Here is a 24,889-nt window from a genome sequence, read left to right as displayed (position 1 = left end):
TTTTTTGTAATTTTAATGGGATGGAAAAATCGAAAAAGAAATTCCTGAAGTTACCTCACCTGGATGGAGGCAAGGAAAAGTTGCGGCAATTTTTCAAGGAGAACCAGCGGTATCCGAAAGAAGCACTGGAAAAGGGCATTGAAGGCGATGTCGTTGTCAAGTATAAGGTCAACGACAAGGGTGAAGTGTTTCAGGCGGTGGTGGAACATGGCATCGGATACGGCTGCGATGAGGAAGCCCTGCGCCTGGTGGGCATGCTGCAATATGAGGGGGTGAAGAACCGCGGGGTCAGGGTTACCAGCAACAGCCGGATGAAGATTCCCTTCCGCCTGCCCAAGAAAACCAAGGCCCCAAAGATGAAAATGGTTTACGCCGAAAAGCCTAAAACCCATAAACCTTCAGCCGAAAAACAGGCAGAAGAAAAAAAGCCTCAAACCTATACCTACACCATTAAACTTTAACCTTCAGCACCTGAATATTACATGGGAAAAGTATCTGTTATACGCATCACTAAGGAGTTTCGCTTTGAAGCAGCTCACGCGCTCTGGAATTACGACGGGCTGTGCAAGAATATTCACGGCCATAGTTACATTCTTTACGTCACCATCAAGGGAAGCCCGGTCAGCGATCCCGAAGACCCCAAATTCGGGATGGTCATGGACTTTTCCCAGCTGAAGAAAATTGTCAAGGATGCCATCATTGGCCAGCTGGACCATTCCCTTATGGTGAATGCCAATACCCCGCACAAAGATCTGGCCGAAGCCAGCCAGATGTTTGGCCGCGTGGTGGCTTTGCCCTATCAACCCACCTGCGAAAATATGATCATCGACTTTGCCGCACGGCTCAAAGCCTTGCTGCCTGCTCATGTCAGCCTGCATTCCCTTCGCCTTCACGAAACGGCTACTTCGTATGCTGAGTGGCTGACAGAAGAAAATGAAAAATGATAAGTGTTGTCGTTGTTGTCATGGGTGTCGGGTTGTCAAGTTGTTGTGGAAATTATTTCTGAGCACCCTGATCAGCAATATTCTTCTCCATGCCCCTTTGGCCCCCGCCCCTGTCTCCATGCCCCTAGCCCCATGCTCCTTTTAGCGGAACATAATGGAGTAGCTCAATCGCAGTGAAAAGTTGTCCTTAAACTTTGGGAAGGCATAAGGCCCGTAACGGTACATAAATTCAAGGCCGAGGCTGGTGAAGCCTGAACCGATAAGATCAGTAAGGGCCAGCCCAGATTCGAAATAGCCTTTTTCCATGGTTCTGATCTCATAGCCCTTTTGCCATTCAGGGTGCTGAAGGGAACCAAAACCAATATTGGTCAGCAACACAATGCCTGGCGCAAATTTGGGCCTGTTTATGAGCAGGGTCTCAAAATTGTGGTAGAAGAACAGGTTCACATAACGGTCGGAAACAAATTCGGACATCCGCATGGTGGCAAAACTCTGTGGGGCGGTTACGGCAAAGCGGCGGTAGCTGGCTTTGCCGGTAAATAGTTTAGGCCATGGCACCTGCCCGTCGACATAGCCGGCCTCAAGCACCCATTGCTGTGAGCCTGCCAGTTTGATATGAAAACGTTTTTCTAGTTTCAATTCTGCGCGCCAATAGTCGAAACGGCCTTTGTAAACCTGGTCCCATCCCCGTGAGAGGTTAATTAAGGCGATAGGGAGATTGGTGCCGAAGGCCATGATGCGGGTAGGGGTAAGCACATACTGCTCGCCCAATGCCAGGCGCATCATCAGCCCTGTTTCAAAAAAGCGAAAACGGTTGGCCGGTAGTCCTTCACTGAGTTCCTGCGGGGCAAAATGGTAGGCCGGATTGGTTATCTGATCTTCATCAGAGGCATATGCGCGCAGGGTGAGTTTGTTGCGGAGGGTTCTCCATCCAACCCAAAGACGGTGGCGCCGGAGCATATCCATATCGCGCAGAAAATAGGACCGAATCGAATAGGGGTTGAGCAGGGAGGTGCTTTCCAGAAAGCGTGAGCCTCCACGCTCAATGAAATCCCAGTAAAAATCATAGCCCATGCGCAGGTCCGACAGGCGGTCAAGCAACACCTCCCCCCCATAACCATAGCGAAAAGTTTCACTCTTGAGCCCATAACCGATATTTCCGTGCAGGGCAAAATGCCTGGAAAGGTTGTTGTTGGTGCGAAATCCGAAACCTGGTCGCCAGCCCTCCTGGTCGTTGTAGCCCAGCAGGTGTTTCACCTCGATGTCGATCAGGCCGGTGCGGATGGCCCCCCCAAAGAGGGCCTCAAGGCGGTCGAGGCGGCGGTCAAGGTTTTGTACGCTCCCGATGCTGTCGAGGTATTGATAGGTGTTTTCCTCGAGCAGGCTGAGACTGTCGGTGCGGTAGGCTTTCCAGAACTCCGGGTCCCGGACGATGGTGGAAGGAGAGAATTCAACGGCAAAGGATGAGAAATCCCTTCGTCGCAGGGGCGGCTCGAGGACGATGTTGCGCAGGTAGGTGCGCCCCAGCCCGAGCAATTTAAAGTGGTTGATGTTGGGTACGTTAACGATCTCCACATCGGTATTGAGCTGTGTGGGGAACCATTGCCGGCCGTCAATCAGTTCGTACATCTGCTGGATCCTGACCCTGGAGTTCTCTGCTTGGCTGGCGGGCTCAGCGATGACATTCTGCACGGCCCAGCCGTTGGTGTTGATGTAAAGCACCCCGCTCAGCCCTTCAAAATTTCTGCCTCTGCCAGGCCGGTACGAGATGATGAACACAGTATCGGCAGCGGTATAGGTGGTGTCTTCCAGCAAAAAGAAATAGCGGTTGGTGCTTCCGGGGCTGAGGGGACTCAGGTAGTCTTTGCCGGAAATGGTGATGTAATTTTCATAGAATGAGAAAGACTGGAATTGGGTGGCCATCAGCGCCAGCACCGGGTTTTCGAAACCCGATATACGGGAAGCGATCACTGTTTCGTTGTTGCGGTTTGGGTAGCGGAAACGCCTTTCAGTTACGGTTTCCATGATCATCAGGTGACGCTCGTCAAGATAGCGTTCAAGCCTCCCGGAAACAGAATCGGCCAGGGCAGGATTCGTTGTTACCGTTTGCTCAGCATCGAATTCACCGGTGAAGATAAACTTGTTGTACGACTCATAGGAAAATGAGCCCAGTTTCTCGGGGTTGTTGCGCTGGCGGAAAAGGATGGCATTTTCAATGATGCGGTGAGCAGGGTTTTCTCCGGGGTATACATCCACCACGGTCAGCTCAATGGCCTTACGTTGCATCTCCACCCACTGTAGTTCCCGGGTGGAGTCCACCACAAAGACCTGCTGATGATACCCTACGTAGGAAAGGATGATCCTTTCAATGGGACTGTCGTGAGTCAGGCTGAAAAACCCGTCGATATCAGTGACCCCACCATTGCGGGTGCCTTCAATGATGATGTTGACAAAAGCCAGGGGTTCGTAGGTTTCCCGGTCAACCACCCGTCCAGTGATCGAATAGGGCTCTGCAAGCAATGGTTTAGAAAAGAACAGAAAGCAGGCCAGCAGAAAAATACCTGTGCCGGACTTCAAAAATACGCGTGTTTTCAAGGTGGTAAAGGCTTGCAGAGTAGCTGAATTGGTTTGTGCAAATTTAGTCAAAATCAGGTTCAGCCCGCGGGTTTCAAGCCCTTACCGACTATGCCTGAGATACAGTGGGTTAATAAATTTGGAAAGGATGCGAAAAAATGTATTAATTTTGCACTGAAACAAAGTTTTTGAACAACCTTGGAAGATTCACCTGACCCTTATTCTTGCTGTATCCCGCCTCTGCTTTTATTTATTGATACCATCCCGGCCAATGCGATCCTGGGCATAGCCGCCATCATTGTTTTGCTGATCTTTTCGGCAATGGTCTCCGGTTCTGAGGTGGCTTTCTTTTCGTTGACCCACAGCCATGTTAAAGATATCCGGAAAAAAAAGACCGCCGCCTGTAATAACATCATCACCTTGCTGGAGAAGCCCAAGCGCTTGCTGGCCACCATCCTGATTGCTAACAATGTGATCAATATTGCCATTATTCTGATCTCAACCATGGTTTTCCGGGAGCTTTTCAGTTTTGAAGCGAGTCCCGTTCTTGGTTTCCTGGTGCAGGTCATCCTGATAACCTTTATCCTCCTGCTTTTTGGGGAGGTGATGCCAAAGGTTTATTCCGGGCAACATCCGGTGAAGTTTGCCTCTTTTATGTCTACCCCGTTGATCTTTGTACGGAAGATCTTCTGGCCCCTGAGTTCCCTGCTGGTGCGTTCGACCCGCCTTATTGATGAACGACTGGGCAAAAAACGGTCAAATATCAGCATGGACGACCTGTCGCACGCCCTGGAGATCACAGCCGACAATACCACCAGCGAGGAGGATAAAAAGATCCTTCGTGGCATTGTGAGTTTTGGAAATATTGACGCGCGCGAGATCATGCGCTCACGTTTGGACGTGGTGGCTGTGGAGGTTACACTAACATTCTCTCAACTGCTCCCCGTTATTCTGGATGCGGGTTACAGCCGTATCCCGGTTTATCGCGATAGTTTTGACAATGTGGAAGGTATCCTTTATATCAAGGACTTGTTGCCGTATCTTGAGAAAGGCGATGAATTTGACTGGACCAAACTGGTGCGCCCCTGTTTCTTCGTGCCCGAGAGTAAAAAGATCAGCGACCTGTTGCGGGAGTTCCAGGAAAAAAAGATCCACATGGCGGTGGTGGTCGACGAATATGGCGGGACCTCAGGCATCGTAACCCTTGAAGACATCCTGGAAGAAATAGTCGGAGAGATCAATGATGAGTTTGATATTGATGAAGGTATCTATTCGAAACTCGATTCCAACACCTATGTCTTTGAAGGGAGAACCTTGCTGAAAGACTTTTGTAAGATCACCGGGGCCAATTACGATATCTTTGCCGAGGTGAAAGGGGAGGCCGACACACTGGCCGGTTTGCTTCTTGAGATTAAACAGGAGTTGCCTTTTAAGGGCGAAAAGGTCCATTTTCGTAACTTTGAGTTTCTGGTGGAAGGGGTGGATAACCGCCGGATTAAACGCATTAAAGTGGCCATTCTGCCTGAAAGCCGCGAATAACCTCAATTCTATGAAAAAAATCTTGTTGATCCTTCCCTTGCTGTTTTTGTTTGCCTGCCAGGGAAGTTATAGCCCAAAGCCGCGTGGTTTCTTCCGCATAGACTTTCCTGAAAAGGAATATGTACGGTTCGACAGCACCTTCCCCTATTCATTTGAATACCCGGTTTATGGTACATTCGTTCCCGATCAGCGTTCTTCATCGGAGCCTTACTGGGGAAATCTTGAGTTTCCCGATTTCAGGGGAACGGTTCATATCAGCTATAAGCAGGTCGGTAACCGTGCAGATCTTGTGCAATATTTTGAAGATGCCCGAAGTTTTGCCCAGAAGCATATCCCCAAGGCCACGGCCATCAGTGAGGAGCTGATTCATGACGATCAGCGGAAGGTTTACGGCGTGCTATACGAAATCAAGGGCAATGAGGCTGCCTCTGCCCTGCAGTTTTACGTGACCGATAGTTTGGACCATTTCCTGCGCGGGGCACTGTATTTCGGCGTAACGCCCAATAACGACTCACTGGCCCCGGTTATTGATTTCCTGGAAGAAGATATCAGGCACCTGATTGGTAGCCTTCAGTGGAAATAAACCTGTAAAAAAGAATCAGAACAATCCGTACATCAGGCGGCCGATCAAAAAGTATATGAACAGGCCGATGATGTCATTGGATGTTGTAATAAAGGGTCCTGTGGCAAGGGCAGGGTCAATCTTCATCTTGTCGAGGACCAGGGGAACAAAGGACCCAAAAACAGAGGCAAAAAGGATAACTGTCATCAAAGCCACGCTCACCGTAAGGCCCAGTGCCAGGGAAGGGGCAAAGAAATAGCTGTAAACCATCAGGATTGCCGAGCATACCAATCCATTGATAAGTCCCACGGAAAGCTCTTTCAGCAATTTGGGCAAAATGCCTCCCGACAAAGTGTGATTTGCCAGTCCCTGAACGATCAGAGCAGAGGCTTGTATGCCTACATTTCCGCCCATGGCGGCAATCAAAGGCATGAAAAAAGCGAGTTCTGGATTGATGCTGATCTGGTCTTCGTAATTAGCAATGACGCGCGAACCAATAATACCACCAAACAAAGCCACTACCAGCCAAAACAAACGTCCCTGGGTGATCTCCCAGATTTTATCGGTTGATTCAATGTCCTGGGAAATACCCGACAATAACTGGTAGTCACGCTCAGCTTCTTCCTTAATAAAGTCGACCACGTCGTCAATGGTGATACGCCCGATCAGCCTGCCCAGCTCATCAATCACGGGCAAAACCACCAGGTCGTATTTGTTCATGATCTGTGCCACTTCCTCCCCTTTCTGGGAGGCTTTCACCGAGATCACATCAGGATCGTAAAGGGTCTCGATCTTATCGCGCGGAGAGGCGATGAGAAGTTTCTCGAGGGAAAGGAGGCCAACCAGCTTTTCATCATCATCGACCACATAAACGGTATAAACATTTTCGACCTCTTCGGCCTGACGCCGCATTTCGCGGATGCAGGTGACCACATGCCAGCTGGAATGTACTTTCACCAGCTCTTTTCCCATGAGACCCCCAGCGCTGTTGGTGGGGTAGATCAGCAGGTCGGCAATGTCCTGGGCTTGCTGGCGGTCTTCTATATGAGCCAGGATCTCCCCCCGCATCGTATCGGGAAGTTCGTTGATCAGGTCGGCAGCATCATCAGAATCAAGGTTGTCGATGAAATCATGGGCGATTTCCTGGGTTGAAAAAGAGGCCAGGAAACGCTCACGGACATCGTCCTCCAGTTCCATCAGTACATCGGCAGCTTCTTCCTTTTCCAGCAGGGTGTACAGGTATTTGGCTTCCTCCAGATTCAACTCGTCCATCACCTCAGCAATGTCGGCCGCGTAGAGTTCGTTGATCATCTCTATGAGGAATTCGTCGTGCTGTTCCTGAATGGCATCGCGGATGCTGTCGATTGTTATGTCTTTTATTTTGATGCTCATGGGACGCCTGTTTTATAATCAGTGACCTTAAATTTATTGCTTGCCTTCTATTATGGTTTTTCCGTAGAAAGCATGTTTTGGGCCGTGCTTATTTCGACATAACTTGGCCCGGATTTTTTTCCGAAGTTTCCTGCCATGACCACAATGAGGTCTTCTGGACTGATCTCTTCCTTGCTGATCAGGCGGGTAAGGGTTACATTTGTAAATTCCTTCTTTGAGGTTTCCACATCCAGGAAGTTGGCATACACGCCATAGTTAAGGGCCAACTCACGTACCACCCGGTGATCGTAACACTGAGCGTAAATGGGGGTCTTCCCCCTGAATGCCGAGAGGTAGCGGGCTGTTTTGCCGGTATCGGTATCAGTGATAATCGCTTTCGTGTTGAGTTTTTGTATGGAGCGTACCGCAGTTTTTGAAAGGAAAACGGAAATTTCATTGTCGTGGGGCATAACCTTGCCTTCCATCAGGAAAGGTTTGTTTTTTTCCGTTTCGCGGGCGGTGCGGGTCATGATCTGTACCGACTCCAAGGGGTATTTGCCATAGGCTGTTTCGCCGCTAAGCATTACTGCATCGGTACCCGAGAAGATGGCAGTAGCAATGTCGCTGACCTCGGCGCGGGTAGGCCTGGGGTTGGTAATCATGGAGTGGAGCATCTGCGTGGCAATGATTACAGCCTTTTTTTGACGGATACATTTCTTGATCAGCAATGCCTGTATTACGGGGATGCGCTCGGCAGGCACCTCGATGGCCAGATCTCCACGGGCCACCATAATGCCATACACGTGCACAAGGATCTCATCAATGTTATCCACTCCCTGCTGATTCTCGATCTTGGCAATGATTTTGATAGGGCTGTTGTGCTCATCAAGGATCTTCTGGATGTCCAGCACATCCTGCTTACTCCTCACAAAGGAATGAGCAATGAAGTCAATGTTGTTTTTTATTCCGAACGCAATGAATTCAATATCCTTTGGGGTGAGCGAAGGGAGATCGATTCTGATTCCGGGAAGATTAACGCTTTTCCGGCCCTTAATTACGCCTGAGTTGCAAACCTTGCATAAAAGGTGGGCAGCGTGTTTTTCAACCACTTTCAACTCAATCTCCCCGTCGTCGATCATGATGCGGTTACCCACATCCAGATGGTCAACGATGCCTTCAAAATCCAGGTAAAGGCAAAGGTCATCGGAAGGGACTCCCTTTCTTCCCTTGACCATGATTAACTGATCCCTGGCCACCACCAAGTCGGATGGTGAGGCATTGGTTCTTATTTCTGGTCCTTTGGTATCAAGCAGAAAAGGAATCCGTGAGGAAACTTTTCTAACATTTTCAATCAACCCAAGGGCTTGTTCTGGTGTCTGGTGTGCCGTGTTAATGCGTACTACGTCCATGCCCGCATCATGCAACTGCCTGATAAATTCAGTGTCACAGCGCTTGTCTGAAATGGTGGCAACAATCTTGGTCAGTTTTTCCATGGCTGGGGTTTTGAGAAAACAAATTTAAGTTTTTGCTTTTACTTGACACTTAACCAAAACAACTTAATTGAACTTTTGCGAGTCATTGCCCCGATTGTTCAAATTGTTTTCCTGGAAAAATTTTTAAAAATTTTTAAAAATAGCCTATTTTAGTAGAAAAATAGAACTATGCGAGGACTGCAAGCCCTTTTCACCATCATAACTGCCTGTCTCCTTTCCATGAATCTGTATGCCCAGACATTCTATAATACTGGTTCTACGGTGGATGCAATAACCAATCCGCTGTCCGGGATCTTACTGGCTGGGGGTGCCACCGATAATGATGATGCCATGCGCTGGTTTCTTCAAAGGGCCGATGGGGGAGATATTGTGGTAATCAGGGCAACAGGAAGCGATGGCTATAACAATTACCTGTATTCGGGTTTGGATGTGGCGGTGAACTCGGTTACTTCAATTGTAATTGCCAGCCAGGCATCAGCTGACCAGCAGGTGGTTTATGATGCAATGATCAAGGCAGAAGCATTGTTTATTGCAGGGGGTAATCAATGGGATTATGTCAATTTCTGGAAAAACACCTTGGTGGAGGATGCCATTCATTACCTGGTGAACGATAAGGGCGTTACGATAGGTGGCACCAGCGCAGGACTTGCAGTACTTGGGGAGGTAGCTTATACGGCCGAGAATAATACCGTCTGGTCTTCAGAAGCATTAAATGACCCTTACCACTTCAGAGTTACCCTTGACAATGATTTTCTTCATATCCCCTTCCTGGAGGAAGTGGTCACCGACTCACATTATAACCGGATACAGGGTGATGATGAGGACCGCAAGGGAAGGCACGTAGTCTTTATGGCCAGGATGGTGATGGATTGGGATATGGATGCCAAAGGCATTGGCATAAATGAATACACTGCGGTAGGAGTAAATGAAGATGGCATGGCCCGGGTTTTCGGAAACCCTGCTTATGAGGATTATGCCTATTTTTTGAAAGTGAATGGAGAAGTTCCTGAATCATGTGAAGCTTCGATTCCGCTTACGTGGAACCATGACGGGCAGGCGCTCTCGGTTTATAAAATATTGGGTAACCCGGAGGGAAACAATAGCTTTGACCTGACCGACTGGCAAGCCGCCAGTGGAGGGGAGTGGCAAAACTGGTATGTGATGGACGGGGTTCTGTTTGAAGCCCTTGATGGCGGATTTTATCAGCTGCGGTTTACCATAAAACATGGCATTACCGAGGCTCCAGTTCAGGGTGCAAAAGTAGAACTGGAAGGGCAGGAAGCACAATATACCAACGCAACAGGAGTCGCCTTATTTGTTGATATTGAAGGGGGTTCGGAACTTGATTTCATGGTGAGCCGTGATGGCTTCCTTTCTGAAGAAGGAATAGTGACAGTGATTGACGAGCATGTGGACCAGGTCGTTTTGCTTTATCCCGGGTCGGACGTTGGTGCTCCTTCAGTCAGAACCCCGGGATTGTCAACGTATCCCAATCCTGCGGTAAATGGTTACTTTAATATTAATCTTCCGGATTATCCTGGAAAGGCCAAGCTGAGAATTATCAATGCCCTGGGTGTCATAATGCTGAATCAGGAACTTCAGCCGGAAGGGTCAGGACAGATTCGTGTTTACACCAGCGGTTGGCCCTCCGGGATATACATGATTTTGCTTGAATCTCCTGAGGGTGTCTGGAGAGAGGAAATCCTAACTCCCTGACTTCCGGGTTTTATTTTACTTTAACGGGTTTCAGTTCCTCAAAGAAAATATCGCCATTGGGCACCTCAAAGTCCATGCTGATTACTCTTTGTTTGTTATCAGCGTTAAACTTAAGCACGCCGAAGTCAAACCAGGCGTGAATGTTGTCCCAATCGATCTTCCAGGTGTCGTAATGCCAGTGGCTGAGGGTGGCCGAGAGTTCGGGTGAGCGCTCAAATTCCAGTCGCAGCCTGTCGTTTTCCTGTTTTATGAAAATGTTTCCATAAATGGCAGATTGATATGTTCCCGTAAACGCCTCCGCTTCAAGGGTGGGCTGGGTATTCAACACCCGTGCCTCTTTGATGGTGGTGATTCGGGGGTCTTCAACCGGCCTGCGTTCTGCTCTTGCAAGTAATTCGGCTGACCAGTCGCGTGGTTCCTGCCCCAGCATCATCTCAAGGGTGTAATTGGTGATGGCTGTCATCAGGCTCTTGATGCCATTGGTCAGCACCACAACCCCAAGTTTTTCTTCGGGGATAAGCCGTACTTCCGACAGCATCCCATCATATCCCCCGGTATGCCCAACGCTTAAACGGCCATGATAGTCGCTCAGTCCCCAGCCCAGCCCATAGCTGTTGAAGTGGCGGTTAAAGTCCTGCCGCTGGGTGCGATTCACCACAAAATTGCTGTGGGCCGTCCAAAGCATGTTAAAGCCAGAGGGGGGCAGCAGAGTGTCCTCGCCCCAGATGCCCAGGTTCAAGTTAAAGATCATCCACTGGGCCATGTCTTTTATGCTTGAGTTCAGCCCGCCCATTGCAGCCACCTGGGTCCAGTCTTCCCACTTGATGGGGACGTTTTGTCCATCAACCAAGGAGTGAGGGGTGGCGAAATTTCCTTTTGAGGTAAGTTCTGCAGTTCCCACAATGGTGCGGCTCATCCCCAGGGGCTCTAGAATACGTTCCCTGACATTTTCTGCCCAGCTCTTTCCGGTTACCTCCTCAATGACCAGTCCAGCCGCCATGTACATCAGGTTTGAATAGCCATACCCATTGCGGAAGCCAAAGGCTTGCGGCAGGTGTGCTGCTGACCTGACGATCTCTTCGGTGCTCAGGTCTGATTTATACCAAACCACATCCCCGCTGAACGTGCCCAGCCCGATGCGGTGGCTCATCAGGTCGCGGATATTGGCCTCCCGGCTGACCCATGGATCGTACACCTCAAACCAGGGAAGATATTGCTGGACCTTATCGTTCCATTTGATTTTTCCCTCCTGCACCAGTATAGCCAGCATGGTTGCCGTAAAAGCCTTGGTGTTCGAGGCAATGGCATACAGGGTGTTCTCATCAGGGGTGCCGTGCTTTCCAACCTCCATTGCCCCATAACCTTTACTGAAGATCAACTCGCCATCCTTCACAATCCCAACAGCCATGCCGGGCATATCCCAGTCGGTGAGAACCTGCTCATAATAGGCATCAAGTTTTTCAAGGAGGACTTCAGGGGGTGTTGCAAAGGAATTAATTGCGATGACCAAAATGGCAGTCAGGAGTAAGAAGGCTTTTCTCATGTTGTATTTAGAAAATGAGGGTTATTTCAATTTGATAACTGGCAGCAATAATAACAAAAAATGTTTAATGAGGTTGATATTACTTCATGTTTGTCATGGGAAGATAAAAAAAACCGCCCTGATTAATAAATCAGGACGGTTCCAGCTTAAAATGGCTCGCTAAATGCCATACATGTCTATAATCTCTTGCTTTGATTTGCCAAGGATGTTGTATTTCTTACCCACTTTTTTGAAAGCCTCCAGGGCTTTTTCAAGGTGGTGCATTTCGTGTCCGGCCGATATTTGGGTTCTGATTCTTGCCTGGCTTTGGGGTACAACAGGAAAGAAGAAGCCGATAGCATAAATGCCTTCTTCAAACAAGTCGCGTGAGAAATCTTGTGCCAATTTTGCATTAAAGAGCATAACAGGCACAATAGGGGTGTCACCTTGTTTCAATATAAACCCAGCTTCACATAAGCCATTGCGCCAGAAGGAAGTGTTGCTCTCCAGCTTATCACGGCGGTCAGTAGAAGCAGACAGAATTTCAAGCACTTTAATAACTCCTGCCACAATGGGAGGGGCAATGGTATTTGAGAACAGGTATGGCCGGGCTCTCTGACGGCACAATTCCACCAGTTCCTTTCGACCTGATACACAACCCCCGGATGCTCCTCCAAGGCCCTTGCCAAAGGTGGTGGTAATGATGTCAATCTTACCCATCACCCCATACTGCTCGTGGGTGCCGCGGCCAGTCTTTCCAATAAAACCGCTGGCATGCGAGTCATCCACCAATAGCAAGGCATCATATTTCTCGCAAAGGGCCACCATCTCATCGAGCTTGGCAGTGTCGCCGTCCATAGAGAAAACACCATCGGTTATCACAACCTTCAGTCGCCTGTTGTTGTGAAGTTGGAGCTTGCTTTCGAGGTGCTCCATGTCAGAATGCTTGAAAGTATCGTGCATAGCGCTGCAAAGCCGGATGCCATCAATAATGGAAGCATGCACCAACCGGTCGGATATCATGACATCATCCTTGGTCAGCAGAGCCTCAAACACACCAGCATTGGCGTCCATGCATGACGGGAAAAGAATGGTGTCTTCCGTGCCCAGAAATTCGGTAACCATATCTTCCAATTGTTTATGAATGTCCTGGGTGCCGCAAATAAACCGTACCGATGACATACCGTAGCCATGCGAATCGAGGCCTTCGTGAGCCGCCTTGATAACCTCAGGGTGACTTGACATGCCCAGGTAGTTGTTGGCGCAAATGTTTATGACTTTCTTAAGAGAGGCCCCCACGGGAAACTCAACCTCAATGTCGGCAGCCTGCGAAGAGTGAATGAAACGTTCCTGCTTAAAAAGCCCGGCTTCTTTAATGCCTTCAAGGACTTCGGCATACATCGCCCTGGTTTTTTCTGAATATGCCATAATGCCTCCTATTTTAGAAATTCATTTACAAGGTCAACGATTTTATTTACGCTGTCGAATGCCTCAGGCGTAGCCTTGTCATCCGGAATGGAGATTTTGTATTTATTTTCCAGAAAACGTTTAAGGGATACCATGGAAAATGAATCAACAATCCCTCCCGAAATCAGTGGGGTGTCAAAGTTGACTTCCGTGTCGTCTTCCACGTATTCCTGTATTACATAATCTCTTACAACTTCTTTCATTTCTTCCATAATTCAGTCTCTTTTTGGTTGATTGTTATTAGGTTTTGGTGAGCTTAATAAATCGTTGTGCCGGTTTTCCCCAGGCATTTATTTATTAATCATCTTCAAGGGTTGAAGTATCGCCAATTTCTTCTCCCCACTCTTTGGCCTTAAGGATACGGCGCATGATCTTGCCGCTCCGGGTTTTGGGCAATGTTTCCACAAATTCGATCTCCTGTGGCATGGCCAGAGGTGAGAGTTTTTTGCGGACGAAGTTCATAATCTCCAGGTCGAGTTCTTTGCTGGGTGTATGGCCTGGCTTAAGCGTCACAAAAGCTTTAACCACCTCCATATTCAAGAAGTCAGGTTTGGCTACAACAGCAGATTCAGCTACGGCAGGATGTTCAAGCAGGGCAGATTCCACCTCAAAGGGGCTCACCAGGTGACCACCGGTATTGATCACATCATCATCCCGCCCAACGAACCAGAAATACCCTTCTTTGTCAATACTTGAGCGGTCGCCGGGAAGATACCATCCTTTTCTGAATTTGCCCTGGAAGGCTTCCTCGTTTCTCCAGTAGGTGCGCATCATGGCAGGCCAGCCCGGTTTAATGGCGATAAGGCCAACCTTACCAGGCTCGGCGAGAGGTTCGTAAGTTTCCGGGTGTACAACGGTGGCTTCAATGCCGGGAAATGGCTTTCCCATAGACCCTGGTTTGACCTTCATGCCTGGATAGTTTGAGATCATGATCGACCCAGTCTCGGTTTGCCAGTAGGTGTCGTAAAAAGGCTTCCCAAATACTTTCTCAGACCAGATGACAGCTTCTGAATTCAGGGGTTCTCCCACTGATGCCAAATGGCGGAGGCATGAAAGGTCATATTTGTTTGCAACCTCTCCCCCTGCTTTCATGAGGGAACGGATGGCGGTTGGGGCGGAATACCACATTGTAATCCGGTGTTTCTCAATAAACCGGTACCACGCATCGGCCGAAAAACCAGCATCGAGCACACACTGGGTAACACCATTGCTAAAAGCCCCGATAATTCCGTAGGATGTACCGGTGACCCATCCCGGGTCGGCTGTGCACCAGTATATGTCATCATCGCACAGGTCAAGGACCCACTTGGAGGTAAGATATTGTGAAATTAAAGAGTAATGCACATGTTTAACCCCCTTAGGCTGACCTGTAGTTCCGGAGGTGTAATGCAAAACTGAAGGCGATTCTGCCAAAGTGGGGTAGATTTCGAAGCTATCCACTTTTTGTGTTTCGTCAAGATTGAAACTTTTCTCCCTGGGGCCAAGGGGCTTGGCCGGGTCATGGTCAACGATTATGATGTATTCCAGGAATGGCATTTTGTCGAGGATCTTCCTGACTTTCGGAGCATGCTTTTTCTGGGTGATTATTGCCCTTGTTTGTGCGTTTTCAAGCCTTACAAAAAGAGACTCATCGCCAAAGGCTGAAAAGAGTGGTTGTGCAATGGCACCGATCTTAAGTATGCCGAGGAATCCCAGGTAGAGTTCAGGGATTTTATCCATGAAAAGGCAAACCCTGTCTTCGGGCTGAATACCCAGGCTTCTCAGAAAATGACCAATGGTGTTGGAGTTGAGACGAACATCATTGTAGGTGAAGGTTATTTCCTTGCCGCCCATCCCTTCCCAGATCAGGGCCGGCTTATCTGCCATCCCCAATTGACAAATCCGGTCAGAACAATACCAGCCGATGTTAATCACATTTCCCGGCTGGTATTCCAATTCTTTTTCCGCAATGCTCCAGTTGAAGTTCTTTAACCTTTCTTCGTAAGATCCAATGTGCGTCATAGTATTCTTCAGATATATGGTGAAACCTATGAAATTTGCGCATTGATAAAGGCAACTGGAGGGGCCAATCCCTTGTGTTCTATTCGTCAGTTCTTATTCCCTGTCCTCCTTCTCAATAATTACAACTGCCTTTGCCATATCTTTCAAGTGCGATAAAGATACAAGAATTTTTATGAAACCAAAATTTCGGAAAAAATCTTTTGCAGTTCCGGTTAATTGAATAAAAGGTTTGCCCGATGATTCGTTGCAAACCTCAATGTCGGTAAGAATAATGCCAGTGTTAATGCCTTTCCCGAGGGCTTTCAGGAAAGCTTCCTTTGCACAAAACCTCGCGGCAAAATGCTGGTATTTATTGGCCTTTGATTCGCAATAGCGAATTTCACCTGGAGTAAACACCGTATGCTGAAAGCCCGGGTCGGCTTCCATGGTTTTCCTTACGCGGTCAACCTCAATGATATCAGTGCCCAGGCCGTATATCAAATGGCGCCTAATTTTTTTCCTACCTTGATGAATTTCTCTATGGCAAATTCCACCTGTTCCTTACTATGGGCAGCACTTAACTGTACACGAATCCTTGACTTGCCTCTGGGTACTACAGGGAAATAGAATCCGATCACATAGACTCCTTCTTCAAGCAGGGCGTCGGCAAATTGCTGCGAAAGCTTGGCATCGTTTGGAAGATGGCCAAAAAGGACAGGAACAATGGAATGTACCCCTGGCACAATGGTGAAGCCGGCTTCTGTCATTCCTTTGCGGAAAAGCTGAGTGTTTTCGTAGAGTTTATCCCGCAGGGCTGTGGTTTCTGAAAGCATGTTTATCACCTCCAGGGTAGCTCCTGCAATAGAAGGCGCCAGAGAGTTGGAGAAAAGGTATGGGCGTGCCCTTTGTCTGAGCAAGTCAATAATTTCCTGGCGACCAGAAATGCAACCCCCTGAAGCCCCTCCCAATGCCTTCCCAAAAGTGGTACAAATGATATCTACGCGATCCATTACGTTGCGATATTCATGGGTTCCTCGTCCTGTTTTCCCAACGAAACCAGTGGCGTGTGAATCATCGACCATAACCAGCGCATCATATTTTTCAGCCAGATCGCAAATTTTGTCCACATCGGCGATGATGCCATCCATCGAGAAAACGCCATCGGTGACAATCAATTTAAAACGGGCCTCACGGGCGTCCTGAAGCACATCCTCAAGGTCTTCCATGTCGTTATTCTTGTACCTGAAGCGCTTGGCTTTGCATAATCTAACCCCATCAATAATGGAGGCGTGATTCAGTTCGTCGGAGATAATGGCATCCTGCTCGCTGAGCAGGGGCTCGAAAACCCCTCCGTTGGCATCAAAGGCCGAGGAGAAAAGGATGGTGTCGTCCATGCCCAGAAACTCACTGAGTTTTGCTTCCAGATCCTTATGCACTTTCTGCGTTCCGCAAATGAACCTGACCGAGGACATCCCATAACCATACTTAAAGAATGTATAATTGGCCGCCGCCATAACCCGGGGGTCTGAGGATAAGCCAAGGTAATTGTTGGCACAAAAATTCAGGACTTTTTTGCCGTTTGTTTCTATTTCAACCCCTTGGGGGCTTGTTATAACTCTTTCTCTTTTGTATAAACCAGCATCACGAATTTCCTGAAGTTGGTGCTGGAGGTGCTCCTGAAATTTGCCGTACATAATTTTGTGTATTTTCCTTATTTTAAAGCGGGTCAAAATTAATAAATCCTTTGGAGGGGGCAGGCAAAAAACCTGAATTTTGTTCAAAACAGGCAAAGTTTTTGATTGCAGCAAAGGGTAACCAAAAAATTAACCATGAAAACGATCAAAAAGATGAAGGGCTTTTTTACCCTCTTCGCTTTTATTGTATGGCTGTAACCTTGCGCAGCCATTTCCATTCAGGGAAATCCAGGTCCTTTCATTTCCGAATAAGCCGCAACACTGATCTGGCAGGCCTCTGAATTTTATATCTGGAACTTCAGTTTGCAAAACCCGCCCCTTGATCCGTCTGAAAATATCTCCCATCATCTGACAGCGGAAGAAAAAGCAATGACCTGTGAATCGCTCGAATGGTTAATGCGCGTTGAAGGCCCAATGGGCAACGTACCCGGGCTAAAAGCGCCAAATTCAAAATTATTTTTGGCCCCATCCGGTAGCGTTTCGCCTTTCTCCTAAAGCATCCCTGTTCCTTCCGGTTCTTTTATTCCCTGATCCTGTTTTTCTGGCTATCCCTTAATTGCCTTTGAAGAAGCAAAGGAATAGGAAGAACCGATTCGGCGAAAAGGGGGAATAAAAATCTTTTCAAATCCGGTTTAGCATCAGAGTTCAGACGTAGTTAACACGTAGTTCAGACGTAGTTCAAACGTACACACACGTCTAAACTACGTCTTAAATACGTTTAAGATTTGTTTAATCTACGTTTAAGATTATAGTCAGTTATATTGCGGAAGAGGTCCTTTTCCACCCCTGTTTTGAATGCTTTTTTTGGCGTCAGGGGATTCAAAGCCAGTCGAAAATATTTTTTCCCGTAAGGGGAAAAAGAAAAGGCTGCCTCGTTTGACTGAGGCAGCCTCTTTTCCTTGAAAGGGGAGTTGTTGTTTTTTTCAGGTCTTACCTGCGGCCACCGCCACCGCGTCCCTGACGGGGTTGGTTGGGACGATTGCCCTGTGGACGGTTCTGGTTTCCGCGACCGGCTCCTGAACCATCCTGCAGACGCTGCTGCTGTTGCTGCTTGCGTTGTTCACGAAGTTGTTGCTTCTCTGCTTTGCGCTGTTCACGGAGGGCTTTACGCTCTTCGCGGCGAGTCTGGGCTTGTTGTACAGCCTCGGGGTTGTGGGTGGTAGGATCCTGCACACGAAGTCTTTCGCGCTGCTGAACCTGATTCTCGGTGTTCTGCGGGTCGCGCTGACGGTTGCGAACATTCTGAGGTTCCTGGGTCTGGGCCAGGGCGGCGCTGCTTATGCCCAGTGCCAGGGCAATGACTAACATGGATTTTTTCATCTCTGTAAGAATTTTAGGTTTACGAATTTGCTTTTTGATTTCTCCTGAAAGGGGTAAGAAACCGCTGTCATTCAATTACAGGGTAAAATTACAACCCCATGCATGAAGGAATTATGAAAAACATGCAAATCAAAGCAGTTTTTTGATTTTTTTACAAATCTGCGGGAAAGTCCAGCGTGAAAGCAGTGCCCTGTCCGGATGGGGAATCCAGTCGAATGACAATTCCGTGAAAATCGGCAATGGTTTTGGCAATGGCTAGTCCCAGTCCATGCCCATCGGGCGACTTGCGTTTTTTGAAGCGTTGAAAAAGGTCTGCTGCCTGTTCGGGAGGGATTCCCGGTCCATGGTCTCTGATCCTGACTTTAAAGTTGTTCCCTTCAACGTAACAATGAATCTCCACCGGTCCAGCCGGAGTATCGCCCGAAAATTTCACCGCGTTGTTGATGATATTAAACAGCAAGGTAAATAAAAGCGAACGGTTGGCCTTGCTGAGGTGCTGTTCGCAATCAAAGCGGGTGAGGATATCAAGCCCCTTATCATTGGCTACCGGCTCAATCTCTTCTATCACCTCGGTGAGTAATTCCTGCAGGGGAAAGTTGTCGTTTTTAATGAATTGGTGATTCTCAACCCTGGCTATGAGCAGGAGGGAGTTGATGATGCCTTTCAGACGATGAAGGGTGCGCAGCGATTCTGATACTTTTTCAGCACTCTGCTCTTTCAGGTCTCCATTGCTGATCAGGTTTTCAAGGCGGCTTTGCAGCACCGATATTGGGGTTAGCAACTCGTGCGAAATATTGGCCGTGATCTCCTTTTCTCGCGTGAAGAGGTCATCGATCTTTTGCATGAGCTCATTCAGCGTAAGGTCGAGATAGGCAAAATCGGTGGTAGTTGTTTGTACCGGCGTCCGGTCGAAGAGCGCCGGGCTTTTCGTTTCCCTGAGTTTATGGGTGATCAATTCAAGCGGGCGGGTGAGCACGCGCGCCAGGGTGGTATCGGCCACAAAGGAAATAATTACAAAGAGTCCAAGCAGGATCAGGGTAATGTTGCGGATGTTTCTTTCGGTCTCATAAATACTGTCGAGGCTGGTGCCGATCTCCAGCAGATAGGTTTCCCCATCCACAATAAATGAATAGTTGAGCACCCGGTAATCGATGATTTCGTTGTCCACCCTGCGCTGGGCCACTTCAATGAAGTTCCAGAGACTGTCGGAAGGGGCTGGCTCAAGGCTGATGTATTCCTGCTTCAGGATGTTATAGCTGCCGATGCCCTGGTCCAGATTTCCTGCCATAAGCCCTTCCACCCCAAACTCTCCAATGAGTCCAATGACTTGCTCCCGTTTGTTGATGAGTTCATTATCCGTCTGGATAATATTAACCCTTTCCAGGAAATAAGGCATCACCAGGAGGAAAATCATTACGAAAATAAGTTTCGTAAGCAAATTATACCAGGCAAGCTTGTAGCGCAGCTTCATGAATCAGTCGATGTTAGCCCTGTATCCTACACCTCTGACGGTTTCAAGCCAGTCGACCGGGGCATATTCAGCCAGTTTTTTTCGCAGGTTCTTTATGTGGACATCAATGAAATTACTGTCGTATTCATCTCCCAGCAGGTTGCCCCAAACATGCTCATACAGCTGCATGCGTGTCAGCGCCCTGTTCTTGCTGAGGAGGAGGTAATGCAGCAGGTCGAACTGCTTTTTGGTGATATCCACTTCAATGTCCTGGCAGGTAACCTTTCGGGAAAGAGGGTCCAGCAAAAAGTCGCCAAATTGAATGTGGTTGGTTTTCATCCCGAATTTGCGTCGGGCGATGGCAGCCATACGGGCATTGAGCTCCGCAAGTGAAAAAGGCTTGGCCAGGTAATCATCAGCCCCCAGGTCCAATCCTTTGATCCGGTCGTCCACTTCTCCGCGGGCGGTAATGATAATGAAAGCGGCCTCATGATTGATCTCTCTGGCCTCCCGCAACAGGTCAAGCCCATCATAGTCGGGCAATCCCAGGTCGAGCAGGATAAAATCGTAAAGGTTTACAGCGATCTTTTCAGAAGCATCCATACCTGTGGTGGAGACTTCTACCAGGTAATGCTCCTTGCTGAGAAAGTCGGCGATTTCTTGTGCCAGGCTTTTTTCATCCTCTACAATCAGTACATTCATCCTCAGTTGATCTTATAATAAAATCCCAGGGTAAAGAAGAACCGCCCTTCAGTATCCCCGTTTTCGTCACCGATAAAGTTAAGAAAATATGCGGGTTCAAACTCAATACTCAGGCGATCGAGGTAGAATTCAACCGGAATGCTTAGCTGCATATCCAGCATGCGAAAGTCTTCTTCTTCAACGGTGGTCGCATAAGTGTTTCGGTTTCCTCCCGGCCCCGGTCCTTGTCCGCCACCACCCTGGCCCCCGTATTGCCTGAGCCAGGCATAACTGCCAAACAGGAAGGAAACACCCGGGTTAAAGGTAAAATAGCTGTCTTTTTTTCCGAAAGAAGGGGTGCGGAAATAATGGGTGTTGTCCACCACGAGGTAAAAACTGTTTTCCTCTGCCAGGAGCCATCCGGGTGTGAAGGTGGTATAAAGCAGCCTCCAGTCAACCCCAAGGCTGGCACTCAGGAAGGTATAATCAGCATAAAAAGTGGTGTCGATGCTTTCTCCTCCGTGATATTGCGAAACGCTGAGGCCGGCATCGAAAACTTTGTTGAAGACATAGGAATACCCGACTGAGAGGTCAACAAAGGAAAAGAAAGGTTCCTGTTCGGGCAGGTGATAGAATGCGGCGGCGGCCCAAAGGCCTTTCTCCCAGGCATAGATCAGTTCACCTGAGAAATAGGGCTGGTTGCCCGATACGCTTGTACCGTAATAGATCAGGTCGCTGCCATAGCCTGCACCAGCAAAAAACTGGTGGGCTGGTTCTTTGTCTGCAAGGCTGTCGGCTGGTAGTTCGGTTTGACCGAAAACCGGCATAAAGCCCAGCAAAAACAAGGGCAGCAGACTGTTGATCAGCAAATTTCTCATGGATGGTTCAGAAAAGGTTATGGCTTATCTTCTGCCCGGGCGGCGAGCTCCTTTTGGACGGCCTGCCCCTGCAGGACGGCCACCGGGACGGATTATCTCGGGCCGTGCACCGCGGTCCTGACGCAGGCGCTGACGATTCCTTTCTTCCGCTGACTTGTTGGGGGCAACCTGCTTAACCTCTTCCTTTTCTGCCTGTTCTACAGGGGTCTCGGTAGGAGTCTGAGGGGGTTGTACCTTTTCTACTTCCTTTTCCGGGGTTTTTTTCTCAGGTTCCTGGGCATATAACGGCTGAACCACAGCCCCAAGCAAAAGCATCCATGCTATGGTGAGCAGTGTTTTCATTTGATTTTGACGTTTTATATAATGCAAAGATAGAACCCCAAAATGAAGAATAAATGAATTTTACTGTTGCACAGCCAGAATCTTCTGGTATCCGTTTCCGTTTGCCAGGATTTCCAGAGCACGCGCAATTTCCTGATCCTGTGAAAGTGATGCCAGCACACGCCCTTTCTGATAATAGTAGCGCGAGGCGATTTCTTCCTTCAGCAGCATCGTGATTTCTTCCCTGAAGGTGATCAGGTCTTCTTCCTTGTTGTGCATCATCTTTTGCTGCAAGGCTTTATATTCCGTTTCGATGGCGCTGAAATATTTTTCATGGGCCGAGGCTTCCTTCAATTCTTCCAGGAGCCTTTCGCTGCGGGTTTCGTATTCATAATCCTTGTCGGAAAGGAAGTCAACAAATTCAAAAAAGATTTCATCGGTGATCACAAACTGGTCGGCAGGAGGAATGCTCTCATGCTCCCGGTAAAACTGGTTGGCATAGTCAAAGATCAGGAAGCGGCTGGCAAGGGCGAAGGTGATGTTGCTCAGTCTCTGGGCGTCCACCGCTATATCGGGTTCAATCCCGCCTCCATCATATACCACGCGACCATTACGGGTGTTAAAGGCTTTTTTCAATGAATCGGGAATCAGCGCAACACTGCCATCCTCGTTGCGCTGGGCATAATCAATGGCCTGGATGCAACGTCCACTGGGAATGTAATACTTGGCTACCGTGACCTTCAGTTGGGTGTTGTAGCTCAGGGGGATCACGTTCTGCACCAGTCCTTTGCCAAAGGTGCGCTGACCAAGGATAACTCCGCGGTCGAAGTCCTGGATAGCCCCAGCCACAATCTCCGATGCAGAAGCAGAACCCCTGTCAACCAATACCACCAGGGGAATTTCGGTGTCAATGGGGTTATTGAGGGTGCGGTGGTTTGTGTTGCGATCTGCTATCTTGCCCTGGGTGCTTACCACCAATTCGTCTTTTTCTACAAAGAGATTAGTGATGTTTACAGCTTCATTGAGCAAGCCTCCTCCGTTGCCGCGCAAATCAAGCACAATATTTTCAATATTGTTATTTTCCTTTAATTCATTAAGGGCTTCCTTAACCTCCCGGCCTGCATGCTGGGTGAAGCCTGTCAGCTTGATATAGCCGGTTTTTTCATCCAGCATTCCATAATAGGGTATGTTGCTTATGGTCACTACCTCACGGATTACATCCCTCAAAAATGGCTCAGGCTCCCCATCGCGTTCAATCAGCAGTGACAGGGTGGTGCCGGGTTGCCCCTTCAATAGTTCGCGCACATCTTCCGAGGATTTTCCCTTTGCCGACTGCCCGCTGATTTCAAGGATGCGGTCGCCGGGCAACAGGCCTGCCTTGTATGCCGGAAAGCCTTCATAGGGTTCGGTGATGATGGTATAATCTCCACGTGTTGTGATCAGCGCCCCAATACCACCGTATTGCCCGGTGGTCATAAAACGCATGTCCTCAATTTGCGACTCCGGGATGAAATTGGTATAGGGGTCCAGCGAATACAGCATCTCATCGATGCCAGTCTTCATCAACTCGGAGGGATTTACATCATCAACGTAGTTTACAACGATCTCGCGAAACAGGCTGGCGAAGATGTCAAGATTCTTTGCAATCTCAAAGTTTTGCGAATTAAAGGCGGTAAAAACCACGGCCATCCCCGAAAGGCTCAGAATCAGTAAAAGGGTTCTCGTTTTCTTATGGAATTTCTTCAGCAGATTCATCGGACAAAATTTAAGTAAAAAAAATAATTTAAGGCACTGGATCGTAGCCGCTGCCTCCCCAGGGGTTGCACGACAAAAACCTTTTCAGAGTAAGCCAGCCCCCTTTAAACGGGCCATGCTTCCTGATGGCTTCCACCCCGTAATGCGAGCAGGTCGGCGTATAACGGCAACTGTTGGGCAGATAAGGCGAAATTGCTCCCTGGTAGAATTTGATCAAGCCCACCATAAGCATTATCAGCGCCTTATTTATAAATCTCAATACAGCCATTTTGATCATTCCCGGGGAGCGCTGGCCGCCTTATTAGCTTCAGCCTCCGCTTGTAATTTTTGCAAAGTTAAGATGATTTTATTTTCTATTTCGCTGTAAGGCAGTATTTCACGGGAAGTATACACAAAGGCCAGCAGGCATAAAAGCTTCTCGTCTTCAAGAAACGTATAAAAGCCCTGTTTGTTTTTCCGATAGGCTTCTTTTATTCGCCTTTTGAGGAGGTTGCGTTCGGTGGCTTTCTTGTAATTTTTTTTGGAAACCGAAACCATTGCTTTGGCAGGATGCGTAAATAGTGCCGAAGATGGCAACTGGCGAAAAGGCCAGGTGGGGTTTTGCCTGGCGATATGCTCCGGAAGGGGTTGGGCCTGTCCTTCAAAAATCACCCCGTTGTCCTTGAAGAAATGTGGCTCCAGGTTGTAATCATCCAGAAACAGGAAAAAAATGCGAAAGGGATAGACGAAAAAGCCCTCTCCCTGGTTGAAAAGCAGTTCCTTGAGACGGAAAGTACAGAGCCGTTCGCTTTTCCTGAAGGTTTGCATGCAACCCTTGTGGTCAGTTTATTTCCGGACTGAATAAAAAAACAGGCTGTCCGGCCGCTGCCCTATTTTTTGTTCTTCTGGAGAAAGTCCCCAATGGCCATGGCCATCGACGGACATTTCTCGTTGGGCGCCTTGATGTGAAGGGTGTAGCCCTCCTCTTCAACAGCCTGGGCTGTAGCATCACCAAAAGCACCGATGATCGTTTCTCCCTGAACATAATCGGGAAAATTTTTCTTCAGCGAGGCCACTCCAAACGGACTGAAAAAGATCATCATTTGAAACTCATTAATTTTCAAATCAGAAACATCTTCCGGAACCGTGCGGTATATAGGGGCAAACTTAAAGTTCACCTTATATTGGTCCATCAGTTGCGGGATGTCATTCTGATGATTCTCGGCACACACAAAGAGATATTTCTCATCCTTTTGTTTCCGGATGACATCGAGCAGGTCATTAAATTGGGTCTTGCCGAAAAAAATCTTACGCTTGCGGTATTGAACGTATTTTTGCAGGTAAAGCGCAATAGCTTCTGAGGTGCAGAAATACTTCATGTTCTCGGAGACCTGTACCCGCATTTCCTCTGCCAGGGAGAAGAAATGATCCACCGCATGCTTCGAGGTGAAGATCAATGCAGTAAAGTCAGGAATGTGAATGCGCTGCTTACGGAAATCCTTGGCACTGATCCTTTCCACTTTAATAAGCTTGCGAAAGGTCAGGTTGAGGTTAAATTGTTTTTCCAGATCGGCATAGGGCGATTTTTCTCCTTCTGGGGCGGGCTGGGATATTAAAACATGTTTTATTTTCAAAGCGCCTTC

General features: G+C 48.3%; 23 protein-coding genes. 5 read left to right on the top strand and 18 right to left on the bottom strand.

Features of this window, described 5'->3' with window-relative positions:
* The first annotated feature begins 20 nt into the window (after positions 1 to 20).
* Positions 21 to 461, top strand: a complete 441-nt coding sequence (locus V2I46_09030; protein MEE4177640.1) for a TonB family protein — start codon at positions 21 to 23, stop codon at positions 459 to 461.
* Positions 462 to 482: 21 nt separating this feature from the next.
* Entirely contained in the window at positions 483 to 944 is a 462-nt protein-coding gene (locus tag V2I46_09025) for a 6-carboxytetrahydropterin synthase (GenBank protein MEE4177639.1), read from the top strand.
* A gap of 141 nt (positions 945 to 1,085) precedes the next feature.
* Here the strand turns inward: V2I46_09025 and V2I46_09020 are convergent, their stop codons facing one another.
* A complete protein-coding gene (locus tag V2I46_09020; protein ID MEE4177638.1) occupies positions 1,086 to 3,539 on the bottom strand; it encodes a DUF5686 family protein in 2,454 nt (817 codons plus the stop codon).
* 177 nt (positions 3,540 to 3,716) lie between these two features.
* On the opposite strand from V2I46_09020, the gene gldE reads away from it, so the two are divergent.
* Together gldE and gldD are read left to right on the top strand one after the other, a co-directional pair.
* The gene (gene gldE / locus V2I46_09015; protein MEE4177637.1) at positions 3,717 to 5,057 is read left to right on the top strand and encodes a gliding motility-associated protein GldE; all 1,341 of its coding nucleotides are present in this window, start codon (positions 3,717 to 3,719) and stop codon (positions 5,055 to 5,057) included.
* Between the two features lie 10 nt (positions 5,058 to 5,067).
* Positions 5,068 to 5,640 carry a gliding motility lipoprotein GldD gene (gene gldD / locus V2I46_09010; GenBank protein MEE4177636.1) on the top strand — a complete coding sequence of 191 codons (573 nt, stop codon included), beginning with the start codon at positions 5,068 to 5,070 and terminating at the stop codon, positions 5,638 to 5,640.
* A gap of 15 nt (positions 5,641 to 5,655) precedes the next feature.
* Here the strand turns inward: gldD and mgtE are convergent, their stop codons facing one another.
* Positions 5,656 to 7,011, bottom strand: coding sequence for a magnesium transporter (gene mgtE, locus V2I46_09005; protein ID MEE4177635.1), 1,356 nt, complete (start codon positions 7,009 to 7,011; stop codon positions 5,656 to 5,658).
* A gap of 50 nt (positions 7,012 to 7,061) precedes the next feature.
* Positions 7,062 to 8,483: a pyruvate kinase gene (gene pyk, locus V2I46_09000; protein ID MEE4177634.1), complete on the bottom strand. Its 1,422-nt coding sequence runs from the start codon at positions 8,481 to 8,483 to the stop codon at positions 7,062 to 7,064.
* A gap of 168 nt (positions 8,484 to 8,651) precedes the next feature.
* Between pyk and V2I46_08995 the strand changes: the two genes are divergently transcribed.
* Positions 8,652 to 10,199 carry a T9SS type A sorting domain-containing protein gene (locus tag V2I46_08995; protein MEE4177633.1) on the top strand — a complete coding sequence of 516 codons (1,548 nt, stop codon included), beginning with the start codon at positions 8,652 to 8,654 and terminating at the stop codon, positions 10,197 to 10,199.
* 10 nt (positions 10,200 to 10,209) lie between these two features.
* Here V2I46_08995 and V2I46_08990 read toward each other — a convergent pair whose 3' ends face one another.
* The 15 genes from V2I46_08990 to V2I46_08920 form a co-directional block, all read right to left on the bottom strand.
* Positions 10,210 to 11,742, bottom strand: a complete 1,533-nt coding sequence (locus V2I46_08990; protein ID MEE4177632.1) for a serine hydrolase — start codon at positions 11,740 to 11,742, stop codon at positions 10,210 to 10,212.
* 159 nt (positions 11,743 to 11,901) lie between these two features.
* A complete protein-coding gene (gene kbl / locus V2I46_08985; protein ID MEE4177631.1) occupies positions 11,902 to 13,149 on the bottom strand; it encodes a glycine C-acetyltransferase in 1,248 nt (415 codons plus the stop codon).
* 8 nt (positions 13,150 to 13,157) lie between these two features.
* Positions 13,158 to 13,400: an acyl carrier protein gene (locus V2I46_08980; protein MEE4177630.1), complete on the bottom strand. Its 243-nt coding sequence runs from the start codon at positions 13,398 to 13,400 to the stop codon at positions 13,158 to 13,160.
* A gap of 85 nt (positions 13,401 to 13,485) precedes the next feature.
* Complete coding sequence (acsA, locus tag V2I46_08975; GenBank protein MEE4177629.1) at positions 13,486 to 15,189, bottom strand: acetate--CoA ligase; 1,704 nt, start codon at positions 15,187 to 15,189, stop codon at positions 13,486 to 13,488.
* Between the two features lie 93 nt (positions 15,190 to 15,282).
* Positions 15,283 to 15,669, bottom strand: coding sequence for a holo-ACP synthase (gene acpS / locus V2I46_08970; GenBank protein MEE4177628.1), 387 nt, complete (start codon positions 15,667 to 15,669; stop codon positions 15,283 to 15,285).
* A complete protein-coding gene (locus V2I46_08965) occupies positions 15,666 to 16,862 on the bottom strand; it encodes a glycine C-acetyltransferase (GenBank protein MEE4177627.1) in 1,197 nt (398 codons plus the stop codon). The genes acpS and V2I46_08965 overlap by 4 nt, the downstream gene beginning before the upstream one ends.
* 930 nt (positions 16,863 to 17,792) lie before the next feature.
* Positions 17,793 to 18,182 carry a hypothetical protein gene (locus V2I46_08960; protein MEE4177626.1) on the bottom strand — a complete coding sequence of 130 codons (390 nt, stop codon included), beginning with the start codon at positions 18,180 to 18,182 and terminating at the stop codon, positions 17,793 to 17,795.
* Between the two features lie 151 nt (positions 18,183 to 18,333).
* A complete protein-coding gene (locus V2I46_08955) occupies positions 18,334 to 19,653 on the bottom strand; it encodes a HAMP domain-containing sensor histidine kinase (GenBank protein ID MEE4177625.1) in 1,320 nt (439 codons plus the stop codon).
* Between the two features lie 3 nt (positions 19,654 to 19,656).
* Positions 19,657 to 20,334: a response regulator transcription factor gene (locus tag V2I46_08950; GenBank protein MEE4177624.1), complete on the bottom strand. Its 678-nt coding sequence runs from the start codon at positions 20,332 to 20,334 to the stop codon at positions 19,657 to 19,659.
* A gap of 2 nt (positions 20,335 to 20,336) precedes the next feature.
* Positions 20,337 to 21,191, bottom strand: a complete 855-nt coding sequence (locus tag V2I46_08945; protein ID MEE4177623.1) for a hypothetical protein — start codon at positions 21,189 to 21,191, stop codon at positions 20,337 to 20,339.
* A gap of 24 nt (positions 21,192 to 21,215) precedes the next feature.
* Positions 21,216 to 21,533 carry a hypothetical protein gene (locus tag V2I46_08940; protein MEE4177622.1) on the bottom strand — a complete coding sequence of 106 codons (318 nt, stop codon included), beginning with the start codon at positions 21,531 to 21,533 and terminating at the stop codon, positions 21,216 to 21,218.
* A gap of 60 nt (positions 21,534 to 21,593) precedes the next feature.
* Positions 21,594 to 23,267, bottom strand: coding sequence for a S41 family peptidase (locus V2I46_08935; GenBank protein MEE4177621.1), 1,674 nt, complete (start codon positions 23,265 to 23,267; stop codon positions 21,594 to 21,596).
* Positions 23,268 to 23,295: 28 nt separating this feature from the next.
* Complete coding sequence (yidD, locus tag V2I46_08930) at positions 23,296 to 23,535, bottom strand: membrane protein insertion efficiency factor YidD (GenBank protein MEE4177620.1); 240 nt, start codon at positions 23,533 to 23,535, stop codon at positions 23,296 to 23,298.
* Between the two features lie 5 nt (positions 23,536 to 23,540).
* Positions 23,541 to 24,074: a ribonuclease P protein component gene (locus V2I46_08925; protein MEE4177619.1), complete on the bottom strand. Its 534-nt coding sequence runs from the start codon at positions 24,072 to 24,074 to the stop codon at positions 23,541 to 23,543.
* Between the two features lie 62 nt (positions 24,075 to 24,136).
* The gene (locus tag V2I46_08920) at positions 24,137 to 24,880 is read right to left on the bottom strand and encodes a uroporphyrinogen-III synthase (protein ID MEE4177618.1); all 744 of its coding nucleotides are present in this window, start codon (positions 24,878 to 24,880) and stop codon (positions 24,137 to 24,139) included.
* Positions 24,881 to 24,889: the final 9 nt, after the last annotated feature.

This window comes from Bacteroides sp. (assembly GCA_036351255.1).
Taxonomy (GTDB): Bacteria; Bacteroidota; Bacteroidia; order Bacteroidales; family UBA7960; genus UBA7960.
This window is presented reverse-complemented; position numbering and strand designations above follow the sequence as displayed.